26 protein-coding genes and 1 tRNA gene are annotated in these 24596 nt (G+C 40.4%); 16 read left to right on the top strand and 11 right to left on the bottom strand.

Going from position 1 to position 24596, the window contains the following annotated elements; genetic code table 11:
• Positions 1–14: 14 nt before the first annotated feature.
• Together H538_RS25940 and H538_RS0101495 are read right to left on the bottom strand one after the other, a co-directional pair.
• Positions 15–167, bottom strand: a complete 153-nt coding sequence (locus tag H538_RS25940; protein WP_154657881.1) for a hypothetical protein — start codon at positions 165–167, stop codon at positions 15–17.
• Positions 164–1132 carry a hypothetical protein gene (locus H538_RS0101495; protein ID WP_026676053.1) on the bottom strand — a complete coding sequence of 323 codons (969 nt, stop codon included), beginning with the start codon at positions 1130–1132 and terminating at the stop codon, positions 164–166. Before H538_RS0101495 ends, H538_RS25940 begins: the two co-directional genes overlap by 4 nt.
• 117 nt (positions 1133–1249) lie before the next feature.
• Here H538_RS0101495 and H538_RS0101490 point away from each other — a divergent pair, with 117 nt between their 5' ends.
• Complete coding sequence (locus tag H538_RS0101490; RefSeq protein ID WP_026676052.1) at positions 1250–2428, top strand: BMQ_0737 family morphogenetic spore coat protein; 1179 nt, start codon at positions 1250–1252, stop codon at positions 2426–2428.
• A gap of 137 nt (positions 2429–2565) precedes the next feature.
• Entirely contained in the window at positions 2566–3459 is an 894-nt protein-coding gene (locus H538_RS0101485; RefSeq protein ID WP_026676051.1) for a coiled-coil domain-containing protein, read from the top strand.
• Positions 3460–3642: 183 nt separating this feature from the next.
• Here H538_RS0101485 and H538_RS0101480 read toward each other — a convergent pair whose 3' ends face one another.
• From H538_RS0101480 to H538_RS0101470, 3 genes are all read right to left on the bottom strand, one after another.
• Positions 3643–4080 (bottom strand): GNAT family N-acetyltransferase, encoded by a 438-nt coding sequence (locus H538_RS0101480; protein ID WP_026676050.1) that lies wholly within the window; start codon positions 4078–4080, stop codon positions 3643–3645.
• Between the two features lie 2 nt (positions 4081–4082).
• On the bottom strand, positions 4083–4595 hold the full coding sequence (locus H538_RS0101475; protein WP_026676049.1) for a 2'-5' RNA ligase family protein: 513 nt from the start codon (positions 4593–4595) through the stop codon (positions 4083–4085).
• Between the two features lie 132 nt (positions 4596–4727).
• On the bottom strand, positions 4728–5456 hold the full coding sequence (locus H538_RS0101470) for an alpha/beta hydrolase (protein WP_026676048.1): 729 nt from the start codon (positions 5454–5456) through the stop codon (positions 4728–4730).
• A gap of 115 nt (positions 5457–5571) precedes the next feature.
• Between H538_RS0101470 and H538_RS0101465 the strand changes: the two genes are divergently transcribed.
• Positions 5572–6126, top strand: a complete 555-nt coding sequence (locus H538_RS0101465) for a phosphatidylglycerophosphatase A family protein (RefSeq protein WP_026676047.1) — start codon at positions 5572–5574, stop codon at positions 6124–6126.
• A gap of 133 nt (positions 6127–6259) precedes the next feature.
• Positions 6260–6331: transfer RNA gene (locus tag H538_RS0101460), tRNA-Val, on the top strand.
• Positions 6332–6661: 330 nt separating this feature from the next.
• On the opposite strand, the gene H538_RS0101455 is transcribed toward H538_RS0101460, so the two are convergent.
• Positions 6662–6919, bottom strand: coding sequence for a hypothetical protein (locus H538_RS0101455; protein ID WP_154657880.1), 258 nt, complete (start codon positions 6917–6919; stop codon positions 6662–6664).
• A 110-nt stretch (positions 6920–7029) separates the two neighbouring features.
• Positions 7030–7188, bottom strand: coding sequence for a hypothetical protein (locus tag H538_RS25935; protein WP_154657879.1), 159 nt, complete (start codon positions 7186–7188; stop codon positions 7030–7032).
• Positions 7189–7312: 124 nt separating this feature from the next.
• Between H538_RS25935 and H538_RS0101445 the strand changes: the two genes are divergently transcribed.
• Complete coding sequence (locus H538_RS0101445) at positions 7313–8413, top strand: CotH kinase family protein (protein ID WP_026676045.1); 1101 nt, start codon at positions 7313–7315, stop codon at positions 8411–8413.
• Positions 8414–8829: 416 nt separating this feature from the next.
• Here the strand turns inward: H538_RS0101445 and H538_RS24950 are convergent, their stop codons facing one another.
• Positions 8830–9315 carry a hypothetical protein gene (locus H538_RS24950; RefSeq protein WP_051291185.1) on the bottom strand — a complete coding sequence of 162 codons (486 nt, stop codon included), beginning with the start codon at positions 9313–9315 and terminating at the stop codon, positions 8830–8832.
• Between the two features lie 606 nt (positions 9316–9921).
• Positions 9922–11901, bottom strand: coding sequence for a transglycosylase domain-containing protein (locus H538_RS22835; protein ID WP_051291184.1), 1980 nt, complete (start codon positions 11899–11901; stop codon positions 9922–9924).
• 246 nt (positions 11902–12147) lie between these two features.
• Here H538_RS22835 and H538_RS0101425 point away from each other — a divergent pair, with 246 nt between their 5' ends.
• Complete coding sequence (locus tag H538_RS0101425) at positions 12148–12363, top strand: hypothetical protein (RefSeq protein WP_026676042.1); 216 nt, start codon at positions 12148–12150, stop codon at positions 12361–12363.
• 85 nt (positions 12364–12448) lie between these two features.
• Complete coding sequence (locus H538_RS0101420) at positions 12449–12823, top strand: hypothetical protein (RefSeq protein WP_026676041.1); 375 nt, start codon at positions 12449–12451, stop codon at positions 12821–12823.
• 60 nt (positions 12824–12883) lie between these two features.
• Here H538_RS0101420 and H538_RS25325 read toward each other — a convergent pair whose 3' ends face one another.
• Positions 12884–13057 (bottom strand): aspartyl-phosphate phosphatase Spo0E family protein, encoded by a 174-nt coding sequence (locus H538_RS25325; protein WP_081412538.1) that lies wholly within the window; start codon positions 13055–13057, stop codon positions 12884–12886.
• A 334-nt stretch (positions 13058–13391) separates the two neighbouring features.
• Here H538_RS25325 and H538_RS0101410 point away from each other — a divergent pair, with 334 nt between their 5' ends.
• From H538_RS0101410 to H538_RS0101385, 6 genes are all read left to right on the top strand, one after another.
• Positions 13392–14291: a cation diffusion facilitator family transporter gene (locus H538_RS0101410; protein WP_026676040.1), complete on the top strand. Its 900-nt coding sequence runs from the start codon at positions 13392–13394 to the stop codon at positions 14289–14291.
• Between the two features lie 95 nt (positions 14292–14386).
• Positions 14387–15250 carry a transcriptional regulator CcpC gene (gene ccpC / locus H538_RS0101405; RefSeq protein ID WP_026676039.1) on the top strand — a complete coding sequence of 288 codons (864 nt, stop codon included), beginning with the start codon at positions 14387–14389 and terminating at the stop codon, positions 15248–15250.
• Between the two features lie 80 nt (positions 15251–15330).
• A complete protein-coding gene (gene dapD / locus H538_RS0101400) occupies positions 15331–16050 on the top strand; it encodes a 2,3,4,5-tetrahydropyridine-2,6-dicarboxylate N-acetyltransferase (protein ID WP_026676038.1) in 720 nt (239 codons plus the stop codon).
• A 34-nt stretch (positions 16051–16084) separates the two neighbouring features.
• Entirely contained in the window at positions 16085–17206 is a 1122-nt protein-coding gene (locus H538_RS0101395) for an N-acetyldiaminopimelate deacetylase (RefSeq protein WP_026676037.1), read from the top strand.
• Positions 17207–17457: 251 nt separating this feature from the next.
• Positions 17458–17703 (top strand): YkuS family protein, encoded by a 246-nt coding sequence (locus tag H538_RS0101390; RefSeq protein ID WP_026676036.1) that lies wholly within the window; start codon positions 17458–17460, stop codon positions 17701–17703.
• A 97-nt stretch (positions 17704–17800) separates the two neighbouring features.
• Entirely contained in the window at positions 17801–19102 is a 1302-nt protein-coding gene (locus H538_RS0101385; protein WP_026676035.1) for a hemolysin family protein, read from the top strand.
• Positions 19103–19123: 21 nt separating this feature from the next.
• Here H538_RS0101385 and H538_RS22830 read toward each other — a convergent pair whose 3' ends face one another.
• Positions 19124–19969, bottom strand: a complete 846-nt coding sequence (locus tag H538_RS22830) for a mechanosensitive ion channel family protein (RefSeq protein WP_035349736.1) — start codon at positions 19967–19969, stop codon at positions 19124–19126.
• A 233-nt stretch (positions 19970–20202) separates the two neighbouring features.
• On the opposite strand from H538_RS22830, the gene H538_RS0101375 reads away from it, so the two are divergent.
• From H538_RS0101375 to H538_RS0101365, 3 genes are all read left to right on the top strand, one after another.
• Positions 20203–20751 (top strand): peroxiredoxin, encoded by a 549-nt coding sequence (locus tag H538_RS0101375; RefSeq protein ID WP_026676034.1) that lies wholly within the window; start codon positions 20203–20205, stop codon positions 20749–20751.
• 197 nt (positions 20752–20948) lie between these two features.
• Positions 20949–22718, top strand: coding sequence for an ABC transporter ATP-binding protein (locus H538_RS0101370; protein WP_026676033.1), 1770 nt, complete (start codon positions 20949–20951; stop codon positions 22716–22718).
• Positions 22715–24523 (top strand): ABC transporter ATP-binding protein, encoded by a 1809-nt coding sequence (locus H538_RS0101365; RefSeq protein ID WP_026676032.1) that lies wholly within the window; start codon positions 22715–22717, stop codon positions 24521–24523. The genes H538_RS0101370 and H538_RS0101365 overlap by 4 nt, the downstream gene beginning before the upstream one ends.
• Positions 24524–24596 lie beyond the last annotated feature (73 nt).

The following is a 24596-nucleotide window of genomic DNA, read 5'->3' as shown; positions in this document are numbered from 1 at the left end:
GTGGTCTTAATGTTTTATTGCGCTTTATTCGGTTTCCACGTCACTTTGCCGCAATTTTTGCAGCCTTTCTTTTTTTTCGGGGTGAACAATGTTTTTTTTGCAGCCGCTTCTTTAGTTTTCCTTCGTTTTACTTCTCGGTATAGTTCGTGGATGTTACTTTTTTTCAAGATTCATCTCTCCTCCTATTGAACGTACTGTTATCATATTCTTGAGAGCGGGGCTGGGTGTACCTTCTCGGAAGAAATGGGTTGATGACGGTTGTTGATTTATTCGGTGCCCTGGAAAATGGCGAGATGGGCGAAGTTTTATTATTCGCTTCATGGCGCTTAAATGGATTAATAGGGTTATCGTTTGTTGGATTTTTTACAAGACTCTGGCTTCTTTTCGTGGAATAGGAATATTCAAAAGAACTAGCCTTAGCCGATTTTGGCGGCGTTGATGGTTGAGTTTTGAACTCGTCAAACGGAGGAAACGCCGGCCAATTCATTTGTTTTTCAGTCTTATTTCTATTTGCCATAGGAGCCGCCTCTTCGATGGCCGGAATGGTTAATAGTTTTGCAAAGTAAGGGTTTACTTTCATCAGCACACGGCGGACAAGTAGTGAATATGTCTTGCGATCAACATTTGAAAGGGACCTGAATTCGGAACGGAGAGCGGATTGGATAAGGATGTAGGCATTCCATTCACAAAGGTAGGATTCATACTTTGGCGGTATGAAAATGGTAATCGGCCCGGACTTTCGCTTTACGTTAATATTTTTATGAATGCTCCGTTGAATAGGCAGTTCTGTTTGCAAGGCGGGCTGTATGTAGATGAGCTTTTGATCAGCCGTCCGAATAGCTAGCGGGGTAGGATATTGATCGATCACTTCGATAAATAAGCGTTGATCACAATCGTCTTGGAGCTTCTCTGTTAATTGAATTTCCGTATGTTCAAGCAACATCTTCAACCGGTTGAGCTGGTTAGCCGATAAACCAATAATGCCTATTTTTAATCCTTTAAGCCCACCGAATAGCTCATTTTGTTTCCTGTCCAGCGCAAGTCCCCAGTAAGGAGAGAGCAATAGCAATTGTTCGAGTTCACCATGATTCAGATCCTCTAGTTTTTTGTTGTTCCAATAGATGATCCCCACAAGTTATCCTCCCTTGATTTACCCGAAAAATAGGCGAGTTTTCTGGTGTCATAACCTATTGTATTCCCATAGTATGTATGGAATCTTCAGATCATGATGAGGAAAGGAAGGGACACAATGGGAAAACACCATAAACCGATCCCGAAGGCTGCGAATTCCCTTCAGGATGAGTGTATACGAGTGCAGAAAGTGTACGACTGGGTGACGGATACACTTTCGGTGACTAAAAGAATCGCTTTCTCCCATGAAGAAATGAGAAGGATCGAAGAGGCGATGGAAGACCCTGGCCGCCGCCCGCTAAGAATTAAGTGTAAAACGCCAAGAACTCCACCTGCCTTCCCATTAAGCAACGATCATCACCATAAATGCGTCTCCGAACATTTTAATTGTGAGCAAATCGGGGAAAAAAGAGATGTAACAGTTGCAGTAAATGGCGGCTTTGCAGATGCCCAGCTTGTTGAATTGTTGTTCACATCAGATGTCATTATAGAAGTGGTTGACCGGCATGGAGAAATTGTTACAGATATTCTGGTGAACGCTTCAGTCTTAGAATCATTTGTGCTTTGTTTCCCGGATGGAACAGATCTCTTCTGCAGAATTACGAAAATCCTTTGCAAAATCCCGACAGGAACCGTTCTATTAAATTCACCATGTCCATCGCACTTTACGATCGAAGTGACATTTTGCATCGACATTCAAGTAGAAGCTGAGGTTAAACTCGAAGTACTCGCTAAATTCTGTACGCCAAGAAGCAATGACTTAGTATCATCTGTTGAAGATAATGATGTTTGCCCAGATATCAGCTTCCCTGAACAATGTCCGGGAATTTTCCCAAGACCGAATTGTGATTGTGCAGCAAGCGGGGAAGCTAATGGGATGACGGGTGAAAACGCATCGGAAAGAGGACGATTGGCAGTTCTTGCTGACATTTGCCCGAATTGCAGCATTCATGACAGCTCATTGCGCTTTACTTTCGAAGATCTTGATACGAGCGACGGCCAAAAGAATTTTACATTTACAGCTACCGACTTTGATCAAGAAACATTATGCTGCGAAGAATTTAAAGGCGGACTTAAGTTAACCATTTCCGGTACCGGAAGGTTGGGAGATGGGGAAGAATTCGACTTTAACTTTGCGGCAGTAGACAGCAAGTCAGGTGATTTATTCCAGCTACAATTAATTAACGATCGTGGAGTCACCGTATTTGAATCTGGAATTGTCAGTGTAGAAGAAGGTAATTTAACCGTGTCAGATTGTGTAACATTTGAAGATATTAAATTTAAACCACAACCATAAATGAAATGATCTGAAGAGTGAAAAGAGCGGGAGGTGCATCTCGCTCTTTTTCATAAAAATAAATGAAATAAAAATGAACGAATGCATTTTACATACATAATATAATGATGGGAGCCTATGTTGAAGGGGGAATCGGGATGAATTCTCAAAAAGAGCGTTTGAGCTATGACCGCTTAATTTCACGAACGCAGTATTACCAGGAAAAAACGCTTGATCTTGAAAGGAAGCTTGTATTTGCTGAAGAGACGATCGAACGTCTGCAATCCGAATTGAAGGCTGCCTCGCGAGAAAAAGAACTTGAAGAAAAGGAAATGGAAATTCAAAAGTTAAAAGTGGAGTTAGAAAACGTATATAGCCAGTTAAATGAAGCGAAAAAAGTGAACCATGAACAACGAATATTAGATTACGAAGATTTGCTTAGCAAGATTCAGGTTGAAATCAACGAAAAGGATCAACTTCTTGAATCGTACCAACAACGGATAAAGGGTCTTGAAAAAAGGTTGAATTTGAGAAAAAATGTGGATCGCACGTTACTGAATTTTCCGGAAAATGGATCGGGCACGTTAGTTGAAAAAGCAGATTTTAACAGCATTTGTTATTTCAATAGTTCGGTCATATTTAACGAAAATCGGACCGGGATCATTAAAGGTTCTTTCCATATGGAGAATACGGGCATTCAGCCGCTTGAAAATCCATACATCTGTTTTCGTTTTCAGCCGGAGGAAGCATGCATCTTAAAAGGAAAAATATTCTCTCCAGAACTTCATACTGCCAATAGCGATCAGCTGGCGAATTTTGGATGGATGTTCATGGATAATGAATGGGCGAATGCGGCAAAAGAACGAGGAGAAATATGGATATGCCCTATCCAGGAAACGAAGATTTTACCGGGTGAATCTTTAGCTGTTCAAGATTTCCAGATCCCATTTAAAAAAGATATCGATCACAACATTATCGTAGAAGCCTTTGTCTTTTATAACAAGCAACAATATAAGGTGAAGGCGGTGAATCACATCGCTGTAAACTTTTAACAGAGGATGTTCAAAAAGTCCGGGAAACATTACGGTCGGATTTCTTTGTTGGCTTGCTTCTCTGTTGCTCACGTATTAAATGTATACGTTCCGCTACTCAAAGCTGCGCCGCCGTGAACTCCTCCGTCCTGTTTGTCCTCCTTTTTGAACAGGATGATTGAAAAAAAGTATTAGAAACATCATTCAAGATGTTCCTAATACTTTTTTCATGGCAACATGGGGTATATCCGCATCAAGAAAGGTTTCTTCTGAGATGAGATCATATCCCAATTTTTTGTAAAAATCTTTTGCCTGTACTTGTGCATATAATAGAAGTGCAGGATATTGGTTTTTCACTGCGACCTGCTCCATGTGCCTCATCATTAACGCACCGAGATTTTTATTTCGGTATGACTTAAGAATGCAGACACGCTCTACTTTAGCGCCGTCATCTATAGGGCGCAGCCTTGCAGCGCCAACGGGTTTATCCTCATCATAAAGGACAAAATGGAGAGACTCCGCTTCACGTTCATCAATTTCAAGTTCTTCAGGCACATTTTGCTCTTGTACGAAAACTTCTTTCCGGACTTCGAGCGCATCTTTGTAAGCGCTATCAGATGTTGTTACAATGGAAAATTTCATGGTTACTTTCCTCCCAGCTTAAACTCTCGATAAGGTAACCAGTTGCCTTTTTCGGACTTTCTTAGCAAATGGATGCTTTCAACTACTTCCTGGTGCCTGATATCGAGCATTTTTAAGCGTTCCAACACATCCGCATGTTCAATATCGGATAATTTTTGAGCCAATGTTAAATGAGGCACAAAATTATAGCGCTCTTCATTTTCTAGTGGGCCTGAATAAAAGGCATCATGCAATGCACGTAAATCATGCCCATCGTTCACTTTTAAATAAATAACATTGTTTACGGGATGGAAGGAACCAACCTTTTCAATCGTAATTTCAAATGGAGGAACATTTTTGGTGATTCTTTCGATGTAGTCAACGATATTATCAATTTCTGAGTCAGATGCATCAAAGCTTTCCTTTAGCGTAATATGTGCAGCAATCCATGCATAGTGCGGGTCATAACGTTTTCGATAAGAATTCACTTTTTCTTGCAGCTCTTTTGATGGGAAAATAACGATACCATATCTCATATAATTTCCTCCTTTGCATTATGCTAAAAGCGAGCGGCGACTTTATAGTGGGCAAAAATCGCTACGAAGTTCATAAATACTGCTGCTGCTTTTTATTAGTATAGCAAATATTCCTACAGTTTCCCAGTTTGGCTATAATCCGTAACAAAATTTTAACGCGGGATAAAGGTCTTTCTGCCAGTTTGCCCAAAGATGATTACCGTTAAATTCAGTATAGCGATACTCAAGCTGCTTATTAGAAAGGACAGAATGTAATGTTCTGTTCGGTGTTAAAAAATCTTTAATGCCTCCCGCGGGGCTTTTAAACTGATGCTCCTCATCGCCAATCGAATGATAAATCGTAAGTAGATCCAACGTGTTCGCAGTCTCGGCCATATGTATGATGTCATTGTCAATAAAAGGTGATTGTAAAATTAATTTGCCAAACGTTCTCGGGAAGAGAAGTCCGGCTTTAAGAGCAACATAGCCGCCAAGGGAGTCGCCCATTAAGCCAAATCCGGCTCCAAGCAAATACGTAGCGAAATGTTCATTGATGAATGGAACGAGTTCAAAAGCGAGAAACCGCAAATAGCTTTCATGTTTCTCCCCTTCAGGGTGGTATTTGGCTGGACGATCTTTGCCGCGATTATGATCAACTGCAACGATGATTAATTCCTCAATTTCTTTTTGGCGAATGAGTTCATCTGCCGTGCTCGCAAGCTTCCCGAGTCGAAAATAATCCTGGCCGTCCTGGGCAATAAGTACAGGATATTTATATAAAGGAGAATAGTTTTCAGGATAGTAGATCAACAGCCGGATTTCTTCTTTTAATGTATTGCTGTAGATCATTTGTTCTTTTATTTCGCCATTTATGGTAGCCATTCAAATCCCCCAATTGTCAAAAGTCGAGTGTTGTTTGCCGTTTCATTGTATCATAAATGCTATAATGGAAAAAATAGCACCATCCGTCGAAAATACTGATATAGAGGTGAGTTAGATGAGAAAGCGTATTTCTAGTCGTGAAGTAGAAATTGCTGCAAGAACATTATTAGCTGAGCGTGGTGTGAAAGTAACGGATATTGCCGAAATTGTTTATGAAATGCAGGCGCCGTTTTCACCGAATTTGACGATGGAAGAATGTATTGAAAGCGTTGAGGCTGTTCTGATGAAACGAGAAATCCAACATGCCTTATTGGTCGGCATTGAGCTTGACAAATTTGCCGAAGAAAGGAAGCTTTCAGAGCCGCTGCAATCCATTATTGAAACAGATGAAGGGCTTTTTGGCGTGGATGAAACGATCGCCTTAGGCGCCGTCTTTGGCTATGGAAGCATAGCGGTGACTACGTTTGGTTATCTCGATAAATATAAGACCGGAATCATTCGCAGCCTTGATACGAAAACAACCAATAGAGTGCATACGTTTTTAGATGATTTAGTTGGAAGCATTGCGGCAAATGCGTCGAGTAGATTAGCTCACCGGCTCAGGGATAAGGAAGAAAGGCTGTCTTTAGAGGAAATACGCAAGCATGATCAGGAAGAGAAAATCGGCTAAAAAGCGTGAGCTGCCTGATCCTATCAGGGTTGGGCAGTTGGGGTTTAATTTTTTTATAAAAAACTCTTGCAAAAATTCATTAAGCCATATATAATAAAACTTGTCCGATACAAAAGAATACATAGTTAATCATGAGCCGTTAGTTCAGCGGGAGAATGCCACCTTGACAGGGTGGAGGTCACTGGTTCGAACCCAGTACGGCTCATTCCTATTATAGCACTTTGCTTAAAGCAAAGTGCTTTTTATTTAGCAAAACGAAAATTCAGTCTTCCATTTCTTTTATATTAGGCTGAGAACCACTTTTAAACGTTTCTATCGTTTCAGAAAACCCAAAAATACGAGTTTTATTTTCTAAACTAACGAATGTATTGTCCAAACTCTGTGTTCTATTTTCCAAACTACCCAAATTATTGTCCGAACACCGTATTTTATTTCCAATTTGCTGAATGTATTGTCTAAACTAGAGTAATTATTGTCCGAAGGCAATTCGTTGCTTCCGTATCCGTTCTTCGTAAAAACCATCGTGTCTTCCTTCCTACTCGCGTCCAACATCCGCAACTTCAGAACCGTTCCTTGCAATTGGCGGGAATTGTGGATCCTGTCCGGGAAATGACATAGGGGCAGCATGCGGTGATGCTCCGATCATCGCTTTGAGCTCTTCGTATGTTAAATATAATGGCTCCATCGGAAAACCGGTGCTCCACAGCCACCAATCTGCTACCGTCGGGGGAGTGGGGGAGATTGGAAATGGGAAAGCCGGGGAAAACCATTGTCGAACAACGGAATCGTTCATTTTTTCTCTCCCTTTCAAAATGGTCTTATGCCAGTATATGCAAAAAATGAAATAGTTGGGACCAAAAGAAATGCTCAGAATCGTCGCGTAGCCGATTCCGCTCTTCCTCATTATTGTGGACGTTTTGCAGCGATTCCGTCACCTTCAATAGCGGCACGTTCTTCAAAGGCTTTCTCCACTTTTGCCGGAATAAGGTTTCTGGAAATTTTATTTTCACCAGAATAACCATTACCTTGAGCCGGTGAGTATTGATTTTTGATGTTTTTCATTTTAGTAGTCCTCCTTGAAGGTATTTTGTGAAAAAAGGCACGTTGTAATGCATTGGACTGTATTATCGGTGTCGTATTGAATAGAATGGCAGCATATATATGAAAACAAAAAAGGAAAGATAGGATGCAATCAAAAAGAAAACTTCCGTTGTATTCGATTCGTATTGAAGAGAAGAATGTTAAAGCGTTAAATAAAGATGTATCGTCTGACCGGCCAGTTCCCGCTAATTTATCGATCAGCAACAGCCGAATCGACAAAATGAAAATTATGATCAGTTATCGTGGAGCCCATATTCGAAAACTGCCTAAAAAATCTTATCAGTGCACATATGTAAAGCCGGATATGTTTTCAGGGGAAAAAGAATTTCATTTGAATGCGGAATACATCGACCACTCCTTTATTCGAAATAAACTATCCTTTCATTTCTTCCAGATGATTGGCTGTCTGGCGCCTGAAGCCAATCATATCCTTCTCGAGATCAATGATGAATTTCAGGGGATATACTTGCGGCTGGAATCCGTCGACCGCTATTTCTTAAAACAAAAAGGTTTGCCGGATGGGGCGATTTATTACGCTGAGAATGATGATGCGAACTTTTCCCTCATTAGCCCTATCGATAACGATGTAAAGGACTCCTTCGATTCGGGCTATAGCCGGAAATACGGTACAAAAGAAGATGATGAAAAACTAAAGCAATTCATCTATAAAATCAATACAGTGCCGCAAGCCCAATTCGGCAAGGAAATCATTAAGCATGTGAATGTGGACAAATATTTGCGCTGGTTGGCCGGCGTTGTTTGCACACAAAATTTTGACGGGTTTATTCATAATTACGCTTTGTATTATCCGAGAGAAACAGGGTTGTTTGAGCTTATTCCATGGGATTATGACGCAACATGGGGAAGGGATATCCACGGCCGGATGTTAGCCTATGATTATATCCCGATCGAAGGCTATAATACGCTAACCGCAAGAATCCTGGACGTTCCGGCTTTCCGAAAACAATATAAAATGTTGATGAGAAAAATTTTAAATCATCAATTTACCTTAGAACAATTAATGCCAGTGATAAATATGATGTACGATCAATTACGGCCATATGTCGATCAAGACCCGTATAAAGGCAAATATTCAGGCCGTTTTGAAAAAGAGCGGCATGTCATTTCACAGTATATTAAACAGCGAAATCGATATTTGAAACAGCATTTATCAGAATTGGATTAAAACGTAAAACTCCATCGCCAAATGATGGAGTTCTGCCATTAAGGAATGTGAATTGACTTAATATGGTGTAAATTAAGAATGACCGTTTCGCCTCGAGCCAGTGTCAATTCAATAGAGTTGCCAATTATTTTTTCGAGTTTGCCGATTTTGCGGCTATCACTGCCAGGGTCGAGGACGATGAGTTGATCGATGAACTTTCTTAATTGTTCTTCAAGAGTGCGGCAAGCGAAACATTGGGTGGCTTTAGAGGAAGGTCCTGGTTCCTTAATCCATATAGGGTTTGATTCGCGGTATAAGGTGTCAGCTTAGTCTTTTATTCTCCTGTTTACAAAACATGTATGGATTTAAATCTATCGTAATCCCACCTTGTATCCATTGACTTGGAAAATGTAGCTGTAAGAAGGGCTCCTTTGCGGTTAAATTTTAAAATGATGATAAGATGCCCTTCTTACAACCTGGTTTATATGAGTACTAGCACATTCTCGTGATCCATGCTTTACTTGGGTCGTTTTTGCCTCCCCATGAACGCATTGATCGCTTTGAGCTGCTTTCTTCCGGATCTCTAAACATATATCGATGTGTACCGGATACGTGAGCTTTTTTGACAGCTTCATGAACTTCTGAGAAACTTCTTCTACGTCCGCCGTCGCTTCGCCTTTCACCTGTGCGCCTGCTATCACTTCTTCTGTTGCCTGTGCGTCTGCCGTCACTTCTTCGATTACCGCTGCGTCTGCCGTCACTTCTTCGATTACCGCTGCGTCTGCCGTCGCTTCTTCGATTACCGCTGCGCCCGCCGCCGCTTCTTCGATTACCGCTGCGTCCGCCGCCACTTCTTCGATTGCCGCTTCCTTTATTGCTGCTTCTTCCGTTGCCGCTAGACTTGCCGCTGGATTTATCATCATCTTTTTTCTCGATTTCATTTAAGCTTTGGATGTGGTAAATTGGCACATAAATGACTTCTTCTTTAACAACAAGAACCAGGTGATCATCATGAATGTGTGTTATGACACCTTCAACGCTTTCAGGGCCACCGCGGTTAATTTTAACCCATTTATATTTCATATTTTTGCATATCGTGTGGAAAGAATCGCAGTCGATATAGGAAGTGCCGTTATCGTATCCAGAGTAATCTTGAGAATGTTTTGTGACGCTCTTTATATGCTCATGCTGGTAGTATAATACATCACCGTCTTCACTTAACAGGACGCAGTGATCGTCTTTACAGCACATTAATGTCCCTTTTTTAGATTCTGGGCCGCCGAGATTAATTTTTACATTGCAACCAACTAAAGGATGAAGAATATTTTTTGACATTCTTTTATTCACAAATGGTTCCTCCTCATAAAGATATATAAACACCTGATGCTACATGTTATGTATCATGGGAGGACAAAGTACTACGTTATTAGTCTATCTTTTTCAAAATTATACGTTTGTCGGTAATGAAAACGCACAGAATCTATTAAAAACAGGCTGCCGTCATAAAAAAATGAGCAGCAGCCTGTCGTTTAAAATAGCCAATCCACGAACGAATCCCATGCGGATTGCTTTTTCGGATGTTTTTTCAATTCTTTTTCCGCTAGCGGCAATTTAAAATCACTTGTGTTTTCCGGAACGTTTGCTTCACGTAAAATTTCCTTAAACAATGGCGGAAGGGTTTGTGTACTGGACGATGTTAAATAATTTTGCTTTTTGTCAGGGTTGTCGTAGCCGAGCCAGAATGCTCCGACAATGTTTGGTGTATATCCAACAAACCAGTGGTCCTTCGTTCCGCGGATGTCCCCATTTTCCACTTGAGTGGAACCTGTTTTTCCAGCGATGTCCATGCCTGGAATATTCGCATTAACGCCAGTTCCTTCTTTAATTACACCTTGAAGTAAGTACGTCATAAGTTGAGCCGTTTTTGGTTTCATGACTTTTGTCTCATTCTTTTCCCATTTTTCAATAATTTTGCCGTCGCGGTCTTTAATCGCGACAATCGCATGAGCCTCTTCCATTTTTCCGTTATTGGCAAAAGCACTGTATGCTTGTGCCATTTTAAGCGGGGAAGTTCCTTCATATAATCCACCTAATGCCAGGCTTAAGTTACGGTCTTTTTCTGTTACTGGGATGCCAAATTCTTTTACTTTCTCATAACCTTTATCAAGGCCGATTTTATTTAACAGCCAGACCGCCGGCACATTTAACGATTTTGCTACAGCTTGATACATCGTGACTTCACCGCGGTAGGATAAATCGGCATTTTTGGGCTTATACCCATTAAAGTCAACGGGTTTATCTTGCAGGGTGGAATAAGGGCCATATCCGTCCTCAAGTGCTGGAGTGTAAACGGATAGCGGCTTTATTGTAGAGCCGGGTTGGCGTTTTAACTGTGTAGCCCGGTTAAAGCCAAGGAATGTATGTGTTCCTCTTCCTCCGACAAGTGCGGAAATTCCTCCTGTTTTCGGATTGATAAAGACTCCGCCGCTTTGCACCATTTCATTTGAGGTGCTGCCGGGGAACATCGAACGATTCTCATACACATTTTCCATTGCTTTTTGCAGCTTAGGATCAAGCGATGTATAAATCGTATATTTGCCAGACAAAATTTCTTCCTTGGAAATACCGTATCGTTTTTCAGCCTCTTGAATGACATAGTCAACATAATACGGGTAGTTCTCTACATTTTTACCCGGGGTCTTTTTATGCAAGGCAATTTTTTCAGCTTTTGCTTGATTATATTCGGTTTGCGTCAAGTAGCCTTGTTCTTTCATTAATGAGAGAACGACATTTCTTCGCTCGATTGCTTGCTTATAATGACTGATCGGCGAATAATAACTCGGAGCTTTGACCAACCCGGCTAGCATTGCCGATTCACTGATGGTTAAATCCTTCACGTCTTTTCCAAAATACGTATTAGCGGCACTTTTAATCCCCCAGGCGCCGTTGCCGAAATAGACCGAATTAAGGTACAACTCAAGAATTTTATCTTTCGAATAGGTTCGTTCAATCTTTTTTGTATAAAATATTTCCTTAAATTTCCTGCTGAATGTTCGGTCGTTTGTTAAAAACACATTTTTTGCAAGCTGCTGTGTGATCGTACTTCCACCCTGGACCACTCTTCCTGCCATTGCATTACGCACCATAGCCCGCATAATGCCGGTATAATCGATTCCATGATGTTTATAAAAATCGCGGTCTTCTGTTGCCACAATCGCATGGATCATCGATTTTGGAATATTGTCAAACGTAACCCCTTCGGATCTGCCGATCATTTTGCTTGCAAGCTGGCCATTTTTGTCATAAATGAGTAACGGCTTTGCAACGGCATAGTCTAATTTGCTAATGTCGCGCGTCCAAATACAGATGTTAACGATTAAAAACAATAAAGCAAGAATGGCCGCCGCTAGAATAGCGATCGTTTTAAGTTTCTTTCGTTTATGTTTATTTTCATATTTTAACTTAAGCCTGCGATTCAACCTGGATTCGGTTGTTTGTACTTGTTCCATTTATATCACCTCATCGCTGCTTGTATCATACTATCAAATCACTTGATTAGAAAATGGTAAGTAGAGGAAATCTACTTTAAGTTATTTATTAATCATACATAACGCCTATCATTTTGGAAAGGAAAGTACTTGTTTTTAAAATACAACATTTATCTATATGTACTCGTCCAAACAAAATTTTTCTCTATGAATAAGTTATATTGAGGCTGTAAAAGCCTTAATATTTGCCTTAAGGGGGATTCTTAAATGTCCAATTATGAAGATGATTGGTATGATGGCGATCGTCGCAATGAAGAGGTTAATGTAAACGACACTGTAGATGTCGCGAATGACATTTACGATCGTAACAGCAACCGGGCGATTATTCGAAACAGCGGCAATTCGTATGTAAATATTAATATTGATATTGAAGATGAAATCCGCAATCGAAATCGCAGCCGCAGTCGCCGTAACCGCGATTAAATGTAACCGTCTGATAGAAGAATAGGGATATTAACACAACGTTGTTAGTATCCTTTTCTATATTAATAATGGAGGTTTAACGGATTTGGATCCTTTGAAAAGAAAACGTAATGATATACGTGGAGAGCTAGTTGAAGAAAACGTTTATATCAGAAATACATCGGCTGTGAATCATAGCGGCAACTCGGATGTTGATGTCGATGTCAATGTGAATGTTGAAACGAACGCCATCGCCTATGCCTTTGCTTGTTATCTTCTTGTTGCAGGAATCATTGATGACCGTCAATTTGGTAAGATGATTAAAAATTTCAGGCACTTAATGGATGAAGATAGAGAAGCAGCAAGAAGAGAAAAAAGAAGGGACAGGGATAGGAGGAGAAGAACAAGCAGCAGTGTCAGAGAAGTAGTGGAAGAAAACGATTCAAGGAATGCAAAAGTATTCGACTTTCCTGGAAGATAGCGATCGCTAGTACTTAATTTATAAGGCACCCTCTAGTACATAGAGGATGCCTTATCTTGTTTAAGAAATGCGTTTGTTTGTTACCATTTTTAGTTTTCTCTGTTGTAACTCGTATAGATCGAGGAGCCTGTCTAATTCTTGGCTGTATCGAATCGTCAGTTGGTCGGACAGGCCGTGTGTTCTGGCCGTATCTATCATTTGCTTCCGTTTAAACTCGATATATGTGGTTAACAATTATAAGACCTCCGATTTAAATATACTTGTCCTTGACCAAAATTCATTATGCTACATAATGTTCGAGAAGAAAAGCCTTTCGTCGAAACTTCTAATAACCCGACAAAATTTGAATGATTTTTCTGTGCTGGATTGATAAGATTCGACGAAACCAAAACTTGCCAGAGTGACGGTTATTCTTTCTTTTTGACAATATCTAATGAAATTTGGCATTTTCGCTAATGAAGGTGTTCAAACATATACAAATGTTTCCTCTGGGGAAAAAGGTTGCTCTGGACTCATTATCATTTCGAACGATATGATAGTTATATGATTTTCTTGAGAGGAGACATTTATGGGAGATCAGATAACCTATCAAAAGGTTGAACGAGGTGTATATCTTAGTTTAGGTGCGTATATATTTTTATCGATCGTAAAATTGGCCATCGGAATTATCTATTCGTCAAAAGCGCTTGTCGCAGACGGTTTGAATAATACAACTGATATCATTGCTTCTGTTTTAGTTCTAATCGGATTAAAGATTTCACGAAAACCGGCGGATGAAGACCATCCTTACGGTCACCTTCGGGCTGAAACGATTGCTTCAATGGCATCATCTTTTATTATGGTTTTTATTGGCCTTGAAGTATTGATTTCTGCGGTTAAAAGCATTTTTAACCCTGCCTTGCGCACTCCGTCTACTTTAACAGCAATTGTGGCAATTGGAGGGGCCATAGTGATGTTTGCGGTTTATGTCATCAATTCAAAACTTGCGAAAGTAACGGGTAGCCAGGGGTTAAAAGCGGCAGCCCTTGATAACCGCTCTGATAGTTTTGTCAGTTTAGCTGCGGCAGTCGGCATTTTCGGTTCACAGTTCGGCCTTCCGTGGCTTGATCCTCTCGCCGCAATCGCCGTATCAATGGTCATTTTAAAAACAGGCTGGGATATTTTTTATGAAACCTCACACAATCTTTCAGATGGTTTTGACTATAAAGAAGGAAAAGATATAGAAAGAAAAATATTAGCGGTAAATGGCGTTGAAGATGTCAGTGAGTTAAAAGCGAGAAAACATGGGAATCGTACCATAATTGATGTAACCATCCGTGTGGATCCAACGTTAAATGTTATCGAAAGCCATCAAATTACGGAAGAAATAGAGAAAAAATTAGAACATCATTATAATGTAGAAAGCATTCAAGTTCATGTAGAACCGCTTGAAAAATGTGATATAAAGGAAAAGCAGGATGATCACTGATCCTGCTTTTCCTTCATCTTCTTTTATGAATAAGAAAACTGGATCATACTATTAATATATGATAAGAAAAACTTATGTTGGAGTAGGTGGAATTCATGCAGCTTTCTGAATTTAAGATATTGCAAATACTCGCTGAAGAATTAAATATGCGTAAAGCGGCGGAACGGTTATATGTTTCACAACCTGCATTAAGCCAGCGCCTGCAAACGATTGAGAACAATTGGGGGACGAAAATCTTTATTCGTTCGCAAAAAGGGCTATCGCTGACCCCTGCGGGCGAAAAAATAGTAGAGCATGCCCTACGGACATTAAAAGATGAGGAACGAGTGTTAGATGAATTAAACATGCTATCGAATGAAGTGCACGGGACATTGAAGATTGCCGTTGCTTCGATCATTGGCCAATATTGGCTTCCGAACGTGTTGAAAAAATATGTGGACCTCTACCCGCATGTGAACATTTCCCTTATTACCGGATGGAGCAGCGACATCATGAAGCATATATATGAAGATAGCATACATGTTGGAATTGTTCGTGGAAATCCGGAGTGGAAAGGCATCAAAACATATTTGTTGGAGGATCGGCTTATTTTAGTAGATACCGACATTTCCAGAATCGAAGACCTGCCGCAAACAAATAAACCATTTATTCAGTTTAAAAGCGCTTCAACCTATTATCAAGAAATACAGGACTGGTGGCATAGTCATTTCCAGACAACGCCGCAAAAAACAATCATCGTTGATGAAATTGAAACATGCAAGCAGCTGGCGCTTCACGGGATCGGATACGCCATTTTGCCTTCGGTCAGTTTAAGGCCGGAGGATGAAGTATATAAAATTCCATTAAGCAATGAGGATAAAGAGCCGATGAAACGGGATACATGGCTTATTTACCAAGAATCCGCAAGAGAATTGAAGCAGGTAGAGGCGTTTCTTCAACTCGCTAAAGAATTTAAGTAAAATATAGTTTACGTATTTCCTTATTAATGGTTTAATAACAATCATAAGTGAATTTTTATAAGAATATTGGAGGGTTTTACATGAAAATGATGGATGCGAATGAAATTATCGCTTTTATTTCGAACAGCACGAAATCGACTCCTGTGAAAGTTTACATTAAAGGTGATTTAGAAGGAATTCAATTTGGCGAATCTACTAAATCATTTATTAACGGAAATACTGGTGTTCTGTTCGGTGAATGGAAAGAAATCGAACGGGCGTTGAAAGAAAATGAAGGAAAAATTGAAGATTATGTCATTGAAAACGATCGCCGCAATTCTGCGATTCCATTGTTAGACATGAAAAACATTCATGCACGCATTGAGCCTGGTGCAATTATTCGGGATCAAGTGGAGATTGGAAACAACGCCGTTATTATGATGGGAGCTTCTATTAATATCGGTGCAGTTATTGGTGAAGGCACGATGATCGATATGAACGTTGTGCTTGGTGGACGAGCTACAGTCGGGAAAAACTGCCACATTGGCGCAGGAAGCGTTCTTGCAGGAGTGATTGAACCGCCTTCAGCAAAACCGGTTGTCGTAGAAGACGACGTTGTTGTTGGTGCTAATTGCGTCATCCTTGAAGGAGTGACAGTAGGAAAAGGAGCGGTTGTCGCTGCAGGTGCAGTCGTTATCGAAGACGTTCCACCGTATACGGTTGTCGCTGGAACGCCGGCTCGCGTGATCAAGCAAATTGATGAGAAAACGAAATCGAAAACGGAAATTAAACAAGAGCTCCGCAAATTAAATGAAGAATAATCATTTCGGGGTTTCTTGAAAGGACTCAAAGAAAATGCCATCTTTTGTTGAGATTCGCAGACAACTTCATCAAATACCAGAGCTCGGGTTCCAAGAATTTAAAACACAAAAATTCCTGTTAGACTATATAAAAACATTGCCTCAAGAGCGGCTTGAAATCCATAGGTGGAAAACAGGAATACTTGTTAAAGTTCATGGCGTGCGGCCAAAACGGACAATTGGATACAGGACGGATATTGACGGTTTGCCCATTTTCGAGGAGACATCATATGCTTTTAAATCGCTTCATGAAGGGAAAATGCATGCATGTGGCCACGACCTTCATATGACGATTGCCTTAGGCGTATTAACTCATTTTGCCGAACATCCAATTGACGATAACCTGTTGTTTATTTTCCAGCCCGCTGAGGAAGGCCCGGGCGGTGCAAAGCCAATGCTGGAGAGTGATATTTTCAGTCAATTAAAGCCTGATATGATCATTGCATTGCATATTGCCCCGGAATACCCTGTAGGCACGGTAGCAACGAAGGAAGGCCTTCTATTTGCGAACACTTCTGAGCTTTTTATCGATTTAAAAGGGAAGGGCGGGCATGCTGCTTATCCCCATCATGCGAACGATATGGTCGTTGCCGCAAGTTATCTTGTTACCCAGCTTCAGTCGATTGTCGCAAGAAACGTAGATCCGCTCGATTCAGCTGTCGTAACCATCGGGAAAATTACGGGCGGGACGAAACAAAACATCATTGCTGAACAAGCGAGAATTGAAGGAACGATTCGCACATTGTCGCTTGCTTCAATGGAAAAAGTAAAATCGCGCATTGAATCGATGGTCAGAGGAATCGAAGCGTCATTTGAATGCGAAGCTCTCATTGATTACGGAGCGAACTATCGGCAAGTGTTTAACGAAAGCAAGTTGACACGTGAATTTATGGAATTTGTCCAGACAGAAACAAATGTCAATTTGATTGAGTGCCGTGAAGCGATGACGGGAGAAGACTTCGGTTACTTTCTCGATGAAATTCCCGGATTCATGTTCTGGCTCGGTGTCGATTGTGAATACGGGCTGCATCACGCAAAGCTAGAACCGGATGAAGGCGCGATTGACGTTGCCATATCGACCTTAGTATCATACTTAACATGGAAATCCAATCATTAAAAAACGACCGCATCCCGCGGTCGTTTTTTTTAGTGGAATCGGTAATTCGCAGATTCCGACGATAGAACCGTTCTAAAAGACACTTTTCATACCGCTTGCTCTGATTATGTCCAAAAGTTTAGTTTAAAGACATTTTATAAGTCGGAGCCCCGTTTTTAATACTAAGCTTTGGATAGAGCCTCAAACAGTTGGTTACATTAAGACAGAAAAGCGGAAACGCTATCGTGATATTGGGGTAAGGAGGTGGAACAATGGCTAGAATTGGTGTAGAAGAATCATTAACCAACGTGTCAGATGCACTTCGGGCAAGAGGGTATGAAGTTGTTGAACTTCGAAATGAAAATGATGCAAAAGGGTGTGACTGCTGTGTCGTTACAGGATTAGATCATAACATGATGGGCATTCAAAATACGTCAATTAAAGGTCCTGTCCTAAACGCTCACGGTTTAAATGCTGACGAAGTATGCAGCGAGGTCGAAAAACATTTAAAGCAATAAGGGAATGAGTTAGGAACAGTGCCAAAAAGGGCTGTTCCTCCTTGTTTATTTACATAAAAGGAATGGGAAAACATTGATAAGGGGGTGAATCTGGATCATGGAATTCTATAATATCATCATCGTTATTTTACTAATTGTTATTACCGCTTTCTTTGTCGCCTCTGAATTTGCGATCGTCAGGGCAAGAAGGACAAGAATTGAGCAGCTGGCCGAACAGGGGAATAAAGACGCCATTGCTGCGAAGAAAATTATTGGCAATCTTGATGGTTATCTTTCTGCTACCCAACTTGGAATTACAATGACATCATTAGGTCTTGGCTGGCTCGGGGAACCGACGGTAAAGGCAATTATTGATCCGATCATCAAATTATTTAGAGTTCCTCATGCACTTGAAAATACGATTTCTTTTATTATTTCGTTTGCACTTATTACATTTATTCATGTCGTGCTGGGGGAATTGGCTCCCAAAACCTTTGCCATACAAAAAGCAGAATCGATTCTCCTGTCCGTTTCAAGGCCGCTCATCATATTTAACTATGTCTTATTTCCTTTCATTTATTTGCTTAATGGCTCGGCTAACCTTTTTTCTCGGATGTTCGGAGTAAAGCCGGCCAATGAGAATGAAAAGGTAGTGACGGAAGAAGAGCTGCGCCTTATTTTATCGGAAAGCTTTGAAGGCGGTGAAATCAACCAATCCGAATATCGCTATATGAACAAAATTTTTGAATTTGATGACAGGACGGCTAAAGAAATCATGGTACCGAGAACGGAAATTGTTTGTTTGTACACACAAAATTCATTTAAAGAAAACATGGAAATTATGAGGGCGGAAAAGTTCACCCGTTATCCGGTTGCTGATGGCGATAAAGACCGTTTAATTGGCCTCGTTAACATTAAGCAGTTTTTTAATGAACATGTAACAGAAACAGAAGGGGATTTAAATGATTATATACACCCGATTATAACGGTACATGAATCGATTCCTATCCAAAGGCTGCTTGTTAAAATGCAAAAAGACCGTGTTCACATGGCCGTATTGATGGATGAATACGGGGGAACCGCCGGGATTGTGACCGCGGAAGACATTTTAGAAGAAATCGTTGGAGAAATCAGGGATGAGTTTGATGAAGACGAACAGCCGCGCATTCAAAAGCTTTCGCCGACGAAAGTTGTTTTAGATGGGAAAGTATTAATTTCCGAAGTGAATAATTTGTTCGGACTTGATATCGATGACACTGATTTGGACACAATCGGAGGCTGGATTTTATTTCAGACGGTTGATGTTGCGGAAGGGACAATGATTGATTACGAAGATTATCGCTTTACCATTTCCGAAGTTGACGGCCATACTGTAAAGAAAGTCGAAGTAGAAGCTATAAAAAAAGAGAGTTCATCCTAAGAGGAACTCTCTTTTCCTAAATTAAACTTCAAAGTCCACATCTGGATGATCTTCCGAAGATTTCTCCGGTATTTCAATCCCTTCTTCCTTTAATCGGCGCTTCAGGCGGTCATACAGAGCATTTTCAACCGACCATTTCTTCAAGTTCTCAGTTTTGGCCAAAATTCGAAGAGAAAGATCATCCGAATCACCTGACTGAACGACTAATACTTTCGGTTCTTCTAATAAATGCGGGATTTTATTAGCCAACTTCTGGCATTCTTCTTTAATAATTTCAAGCGCATTTTCAACTTCAGGCGATGATGGAATTTGTATGTCGACAAGTGCTCGCATATTTCCTCGCGAATGGTTAGAAACACTTGTAATCAAGCGATTCGGGATGTAATGGAGAGTTCCATCAAATCCGCGAACCCGCGTTGTGCGTAATTCTACTTCTTCAACAATGCCGGAAAAAGACCCGGTTGTAATATAATCGCCGACATCAATCTGTTTCTCAAGCAAAATAAAAAATCCTGTCACTATATCACTGACTAAATCTTTTGCGCCAAATCCAATGGCAAGGCCAACAATTCCGGCGCCTGCTAAAAGCCCTCTTATATCAAGGCCAAACAGTCCAAAAACAGCCACAAACACGATGAAAATAAGAGTGTAGGCGAAAATACTGTTCATTAATGTTTCTAACGTTTTTGCCCGATATTTTGACATTTCATTACGTTTGGCAAAATTGTTAAATGCCGTATGAATGATGGAATGACCGACTTTTTTTACGATGGAGTAAATAATAAAAATGACAATCAGTTTTAAAATAAATATCCCTGAGGAAACCGCTAAATCTTCATATTGAATGTTTGTTATTGCATGAAGCATCTAAACCCTCCCAATCTATTCTCATTTACTAAGTATAGCGAATGTAAGATAACAATCCAATTATTTCACTTATGACGTTTAAGCTGTTAAGATAAAGGGCAGATTATAAGGTGTGCTGATGGAAATATTAGCCTAAATTAAATTAATTATTAATTAACATTGACTAAAAAGAAAGCTTGTTTTATAATGACTAATGTAAATCAAATCTTTAATATTGTTGGAGGGATTTTTTCATGGCAGAACGTATGGTAGCAAAACAAGCACCACGCTTTGAAATGGATGCAGTAATGCCGAACAAAGAATTCGGCAAAGTAAGCTTAGAAGATATTATGAAAGAAGATAAATGGACGGTATTATTCTTCTATCCAATGGACTTTACTTTCGTTTGCCCGACGGAAATTACGGCAATGAGTGACCGTTACGAAGAATTTGCTGATCTTGATGCAGAAGTTATCGGTGTTTCCACTGATACGATCCATACACATAAAGCATGGATTAACACTCCTCGTGACATGAACGGATTAGGCGAGTTAAACTATCCGTTAGCCGCTGATACAAACCACGAAGTATCTAAAAAGTACGGTGTTTTAATCGAAGAGGAAGGTGTGGCGCTTCGCGGTTTATTCATCATCTCTCCAGAAGGTGAATTGAAGTACTCTGTTGTTAACCATAACAATATCGGCCGCGATGTGGATGAAACATTACGCGTGTTACAAGCGCTTCAAACAGGCGGACTTTGCCCTGCGAACTGGAAGCCTGGCCAAAAAACACTTGAAGTTTAAGTGAAAAATACATGAAAAGGACCTAACAAGTAAGTTAGGTTCTTTTTTTTGTCTCCCTTATCGGAAAAAAAGGAAAATTAACAACAAAAAAAATAATGAAAAATCCAGTGCAAAAAGATGGTTATTTCTTCGTGTTACGTTATATGATGTATATTGTACTTATTTTAATAATTTTAAAAAGTGGGGTGGGGGAAGAAGTGGAAACGTTTAAACGTTTGAAAGAATTTTACTGGCCTTATCGAAAGTATTTCATATGGTCTTGTATCGCGCTCATATTAGTAACGGCGATAACGGTCGTTTATCCGATGGTATTGCAGCTGACGATTGATAAGGTCATTACGGAAAAGCAGTTTGGGCTTGTACCTTATTTAGCAATAGGTTTTATTGCCCTCATGGCTTTAAAAGGGGTAGCCACTTATTTTCAGAACTATTTAGGGGATCTATTCGGAATTAGTGCCGTCTATAAGTTAAGGGAAAAGCTGTATGAAAAATTGCAATACTTGCCGTTCAGATACTATGACAATGCGAAAACGGGCGACTTAATGTCAAGGCTCACGGCGGATGTAGAAGGGTTTCGTTTTTTCTTATCGTTCGGTTTTGCCCAATTCATTAACTTTGTCTTAATCATCGGCTTTAGTTTAGCGGTTATGTTTTATTATTCCATTCCACTTGCACTTGTGACATTAGCAGCTCTTCCATTTTTAGCAATCGTCGTCTATCAATTTGATAAAGAGGTGCACCCGGCGTTCAGGGGAATACGCCGCTCGATGGGACGTCTCAATACAAAAGTTCAAGAAAATATTAGTGGAATCAATACGGTAAAATCGTTGTCCCGTGAAGATTTTGAAATCAGCAAATTTGTAACGTCTAATGAAGACTATAAAGGAAGGCAAATCGATACGGCGAACATTTGGGCGAAATACTTTCCTCTCATGGAGTTGATTGGAAATTTGTCGGTCGTCTGCTTGTTGTCATATGGCGGATATTTAGTGATCAACGGAAGTTTAAAGCCTGGTGAGCTTGTGGCCTTTTTTAGTCTTGTTTGGTACATAATGGGGCCAATTATGTACTTAGGCTTTATTATTAATACGTTTTCCCAGTCAAAAGCTTCGGGTGAACGGTTACTCGAAATTTTAGATGAGCCTGAAGATATTCAAAATCAAGAAAATGCGATAGAGGTAGACGAAATTGAAGGTGAAGTGGAATTTAAACATGTCACTCATCAATACGCCAATGAAAAAGAATACGCTTTAAAAAATGTTTCATTTAAAGCGGAGAAAGGGAAAATTATCGGTCTTGTCGGAGCGACTGGAAGTGGCAAAACGACATTAACGCAATTAATATCCCGTTTTTATGAACCTTGTGACGGAGAAATTTTGATCGATGGAAGGCCAATTCAAGATTATTCGGTCCAACACTTGCGAAGAAACATCGGGGTCGTCTTGCAAGAATCATTTTTGTTTTCTTCAACAATTAAAGATAACATCGCTTACGGCAGGCCGGATGTGCCGATGGAGAAAATTATCGATGCGGCAAAACGGGCACAGGCTCACGATTTTATTATGGAACTGCCTGATCAATATGAAACCATTTTGGGGGAACGTGGGCTCGGACTCTCAGGTGGCCAGAAACAGCGGATTGCGATCGCGCGGGCAATTTGCATCGATCCGCAAATTTTAATATTAGACGATGCGACGAGTGCGGTCGATATGGAAACGGAGTTCAAGATTCAAAAAGCGTTCCAGGAAGTGATGGCGGGAAGAACAACGTTTATTATCGCCCATCGCATTTCCTCCTTAAAACATGCGGATGAAATACTTGTTTTTGAAAACGGAAAAGTGGCAGAACGCGGCACACATGAAGAGCTCATTAGAGGAAGCGGACTTTATCGCCGCATTTATGATATTCAGTACAAAGATAAAGAGATCCTCTATCAAAGCCAGAGAGTAAGAGGAGTGGGAGAATGAGCGCTAAACGAAAAGTAGAAAGATTTCGTTATTCGAATGAAAATGTCATTGATAAGCCGTTTAACTGGAAACAAATGACACGCCTCTTAGCTTATATGAAGCCATATAGCAAAAATTTATTACCTATGTCGATCATTGCAATGGTGATCACTACGGCCGTTCGATTAGTGATTCCAATTTTCATCGGTGTTTTAACGTTTGACCATGCGGTTGCCAATAAAGATGTGCCGCTATTGATCAAATTGATTATCGCGATCGCGGGTATGTATTTGATTTCATGGGTTGCTAATATCTTGAGGATTCGCTGGACGAATAAACTCGGTCAATACATTATTTTTGATATCCGGCAGCATTTGTTTAAACATATCCAACGATTATCGCATCGATTTTTTGATCAGCGGTCAGCAGGTTCGATTCTCGTTCGGATCATTAATGACGTCAACTCGATGCAAGATTTGTTTACAAATGGTGTTATCAACACATTAATGGATTTAGTGTTGCTGGCCGGAATCATTGTGATCATGTTTCTCTATAGCGTAAAATTGACGCTGGCCATTATGGTCATCCTTCCACTGATGTTTTTTGTTTCAACCAGTTTACGTAAAAAAATACGCCGCTCCTGGCAAGTGGTCCGGTTAAAACAATCGAAACTGAATTCTCATTTAAATGAAAGCATTCAAGGAATCAGGGTGACTCAATCTTTCACGCAAGAAAAAGAAAACATGAGCTTTTTTGAAGGTGTGAACAATGAAACATTTGAAAGCTGGAGGGATGCATCACAAAAGAATGCGTTTTTCCGACCATTTGTCGATATGTCAAATGCAATTGGAACCGCTATCTTAATCTGGTTTGGTGCGTACCTCATCGACACTGGATCACTGAATATCGGGGTGTTCGTCACTTTTGCTTTTTATTTAGGAATGTTTTGGGAGCCTGTATCGAGGCTTGGCCAGGTGTACAATCAATTGTTAGTAGCGATGGCATCATCCGAACGCATTTTTGAATTTTTAGATGAACGTCCGAATGTCGCGGAAAGCGCCCATCCGATTGTGCTAGAAAAGATTCATGGAGCTATTCAATTTAACGATGTTGAATTTTCGTATGATCATAAACGGAAAGCGTTAAATGGAATCAATTTGTCGATTGGCGCTGGCCAGACGGTTGCTCTCGTTGGCCATACAGGGTCTGGAAAAACGACGATTGCCAATTTGATCAGCAGATTTTACGATCCAACAGCAGGAAGTGTGGAAATTGACGGATATAATTTAAAAGACATCCAATTAGACAGCTTACGTCAAAAGGTTAGTATTGTCCTGCAAGATACATTTATCTTTTCAGGCACAATTATGGAGAACATTCGGTTTGGCCGACCGACTGCGACGGATGAAGAAGTAAAACGTGCAGCCGCGTCGGTTGGTGCCGATACGTTCATTAACCGGTTACAAAATGGATTTGATACTGAAGTAGAAGAAAGAGGGAATGTCCTATCTGTCGGGGAACGACAATTGCTATCATTTGCAAGGGCGCTATTAGCGGATCCGGATATATTGATATTAGATGAAGCGACGGCAAGTATTGATACCGAATCGGAGTTGAAAATCCAAAACGCTTTAAGAACTCTTTTGAAAGGTCGAACGGCCATCATCATTGCTCACCGTCTCTCTACCATTCGCGAAGCGGATAAAATTGTCGTGCTAAAGTCCGGCAATATTATCGAAGAAGGCAATCATGATTCACTTATGCAGCAAAAAGGGGAATATTATCATTTAGTCGTATCGCAGTTCAAGATGTTGGAAGCGATGTAAAAAATGGAGTGGATTCTATTTCCACTCCATTTTCTGCACCTTTTTGCCGTTAAAGTTAATTATGGTAAAATTG

The sequence above is a fragment of the Fictibacillus gelatini DSM 15865 genome (assembly GCF_000430745.1).
GTDB lineage: Bacteria > Bacillota > Bacilli > Bacillales > Fictibacillaceae > Fictibacillus_A > Fictibacillus_A gelatini.
This window is presented reverse-complemented; position numbering and strand designations above follow the sequence as displayed.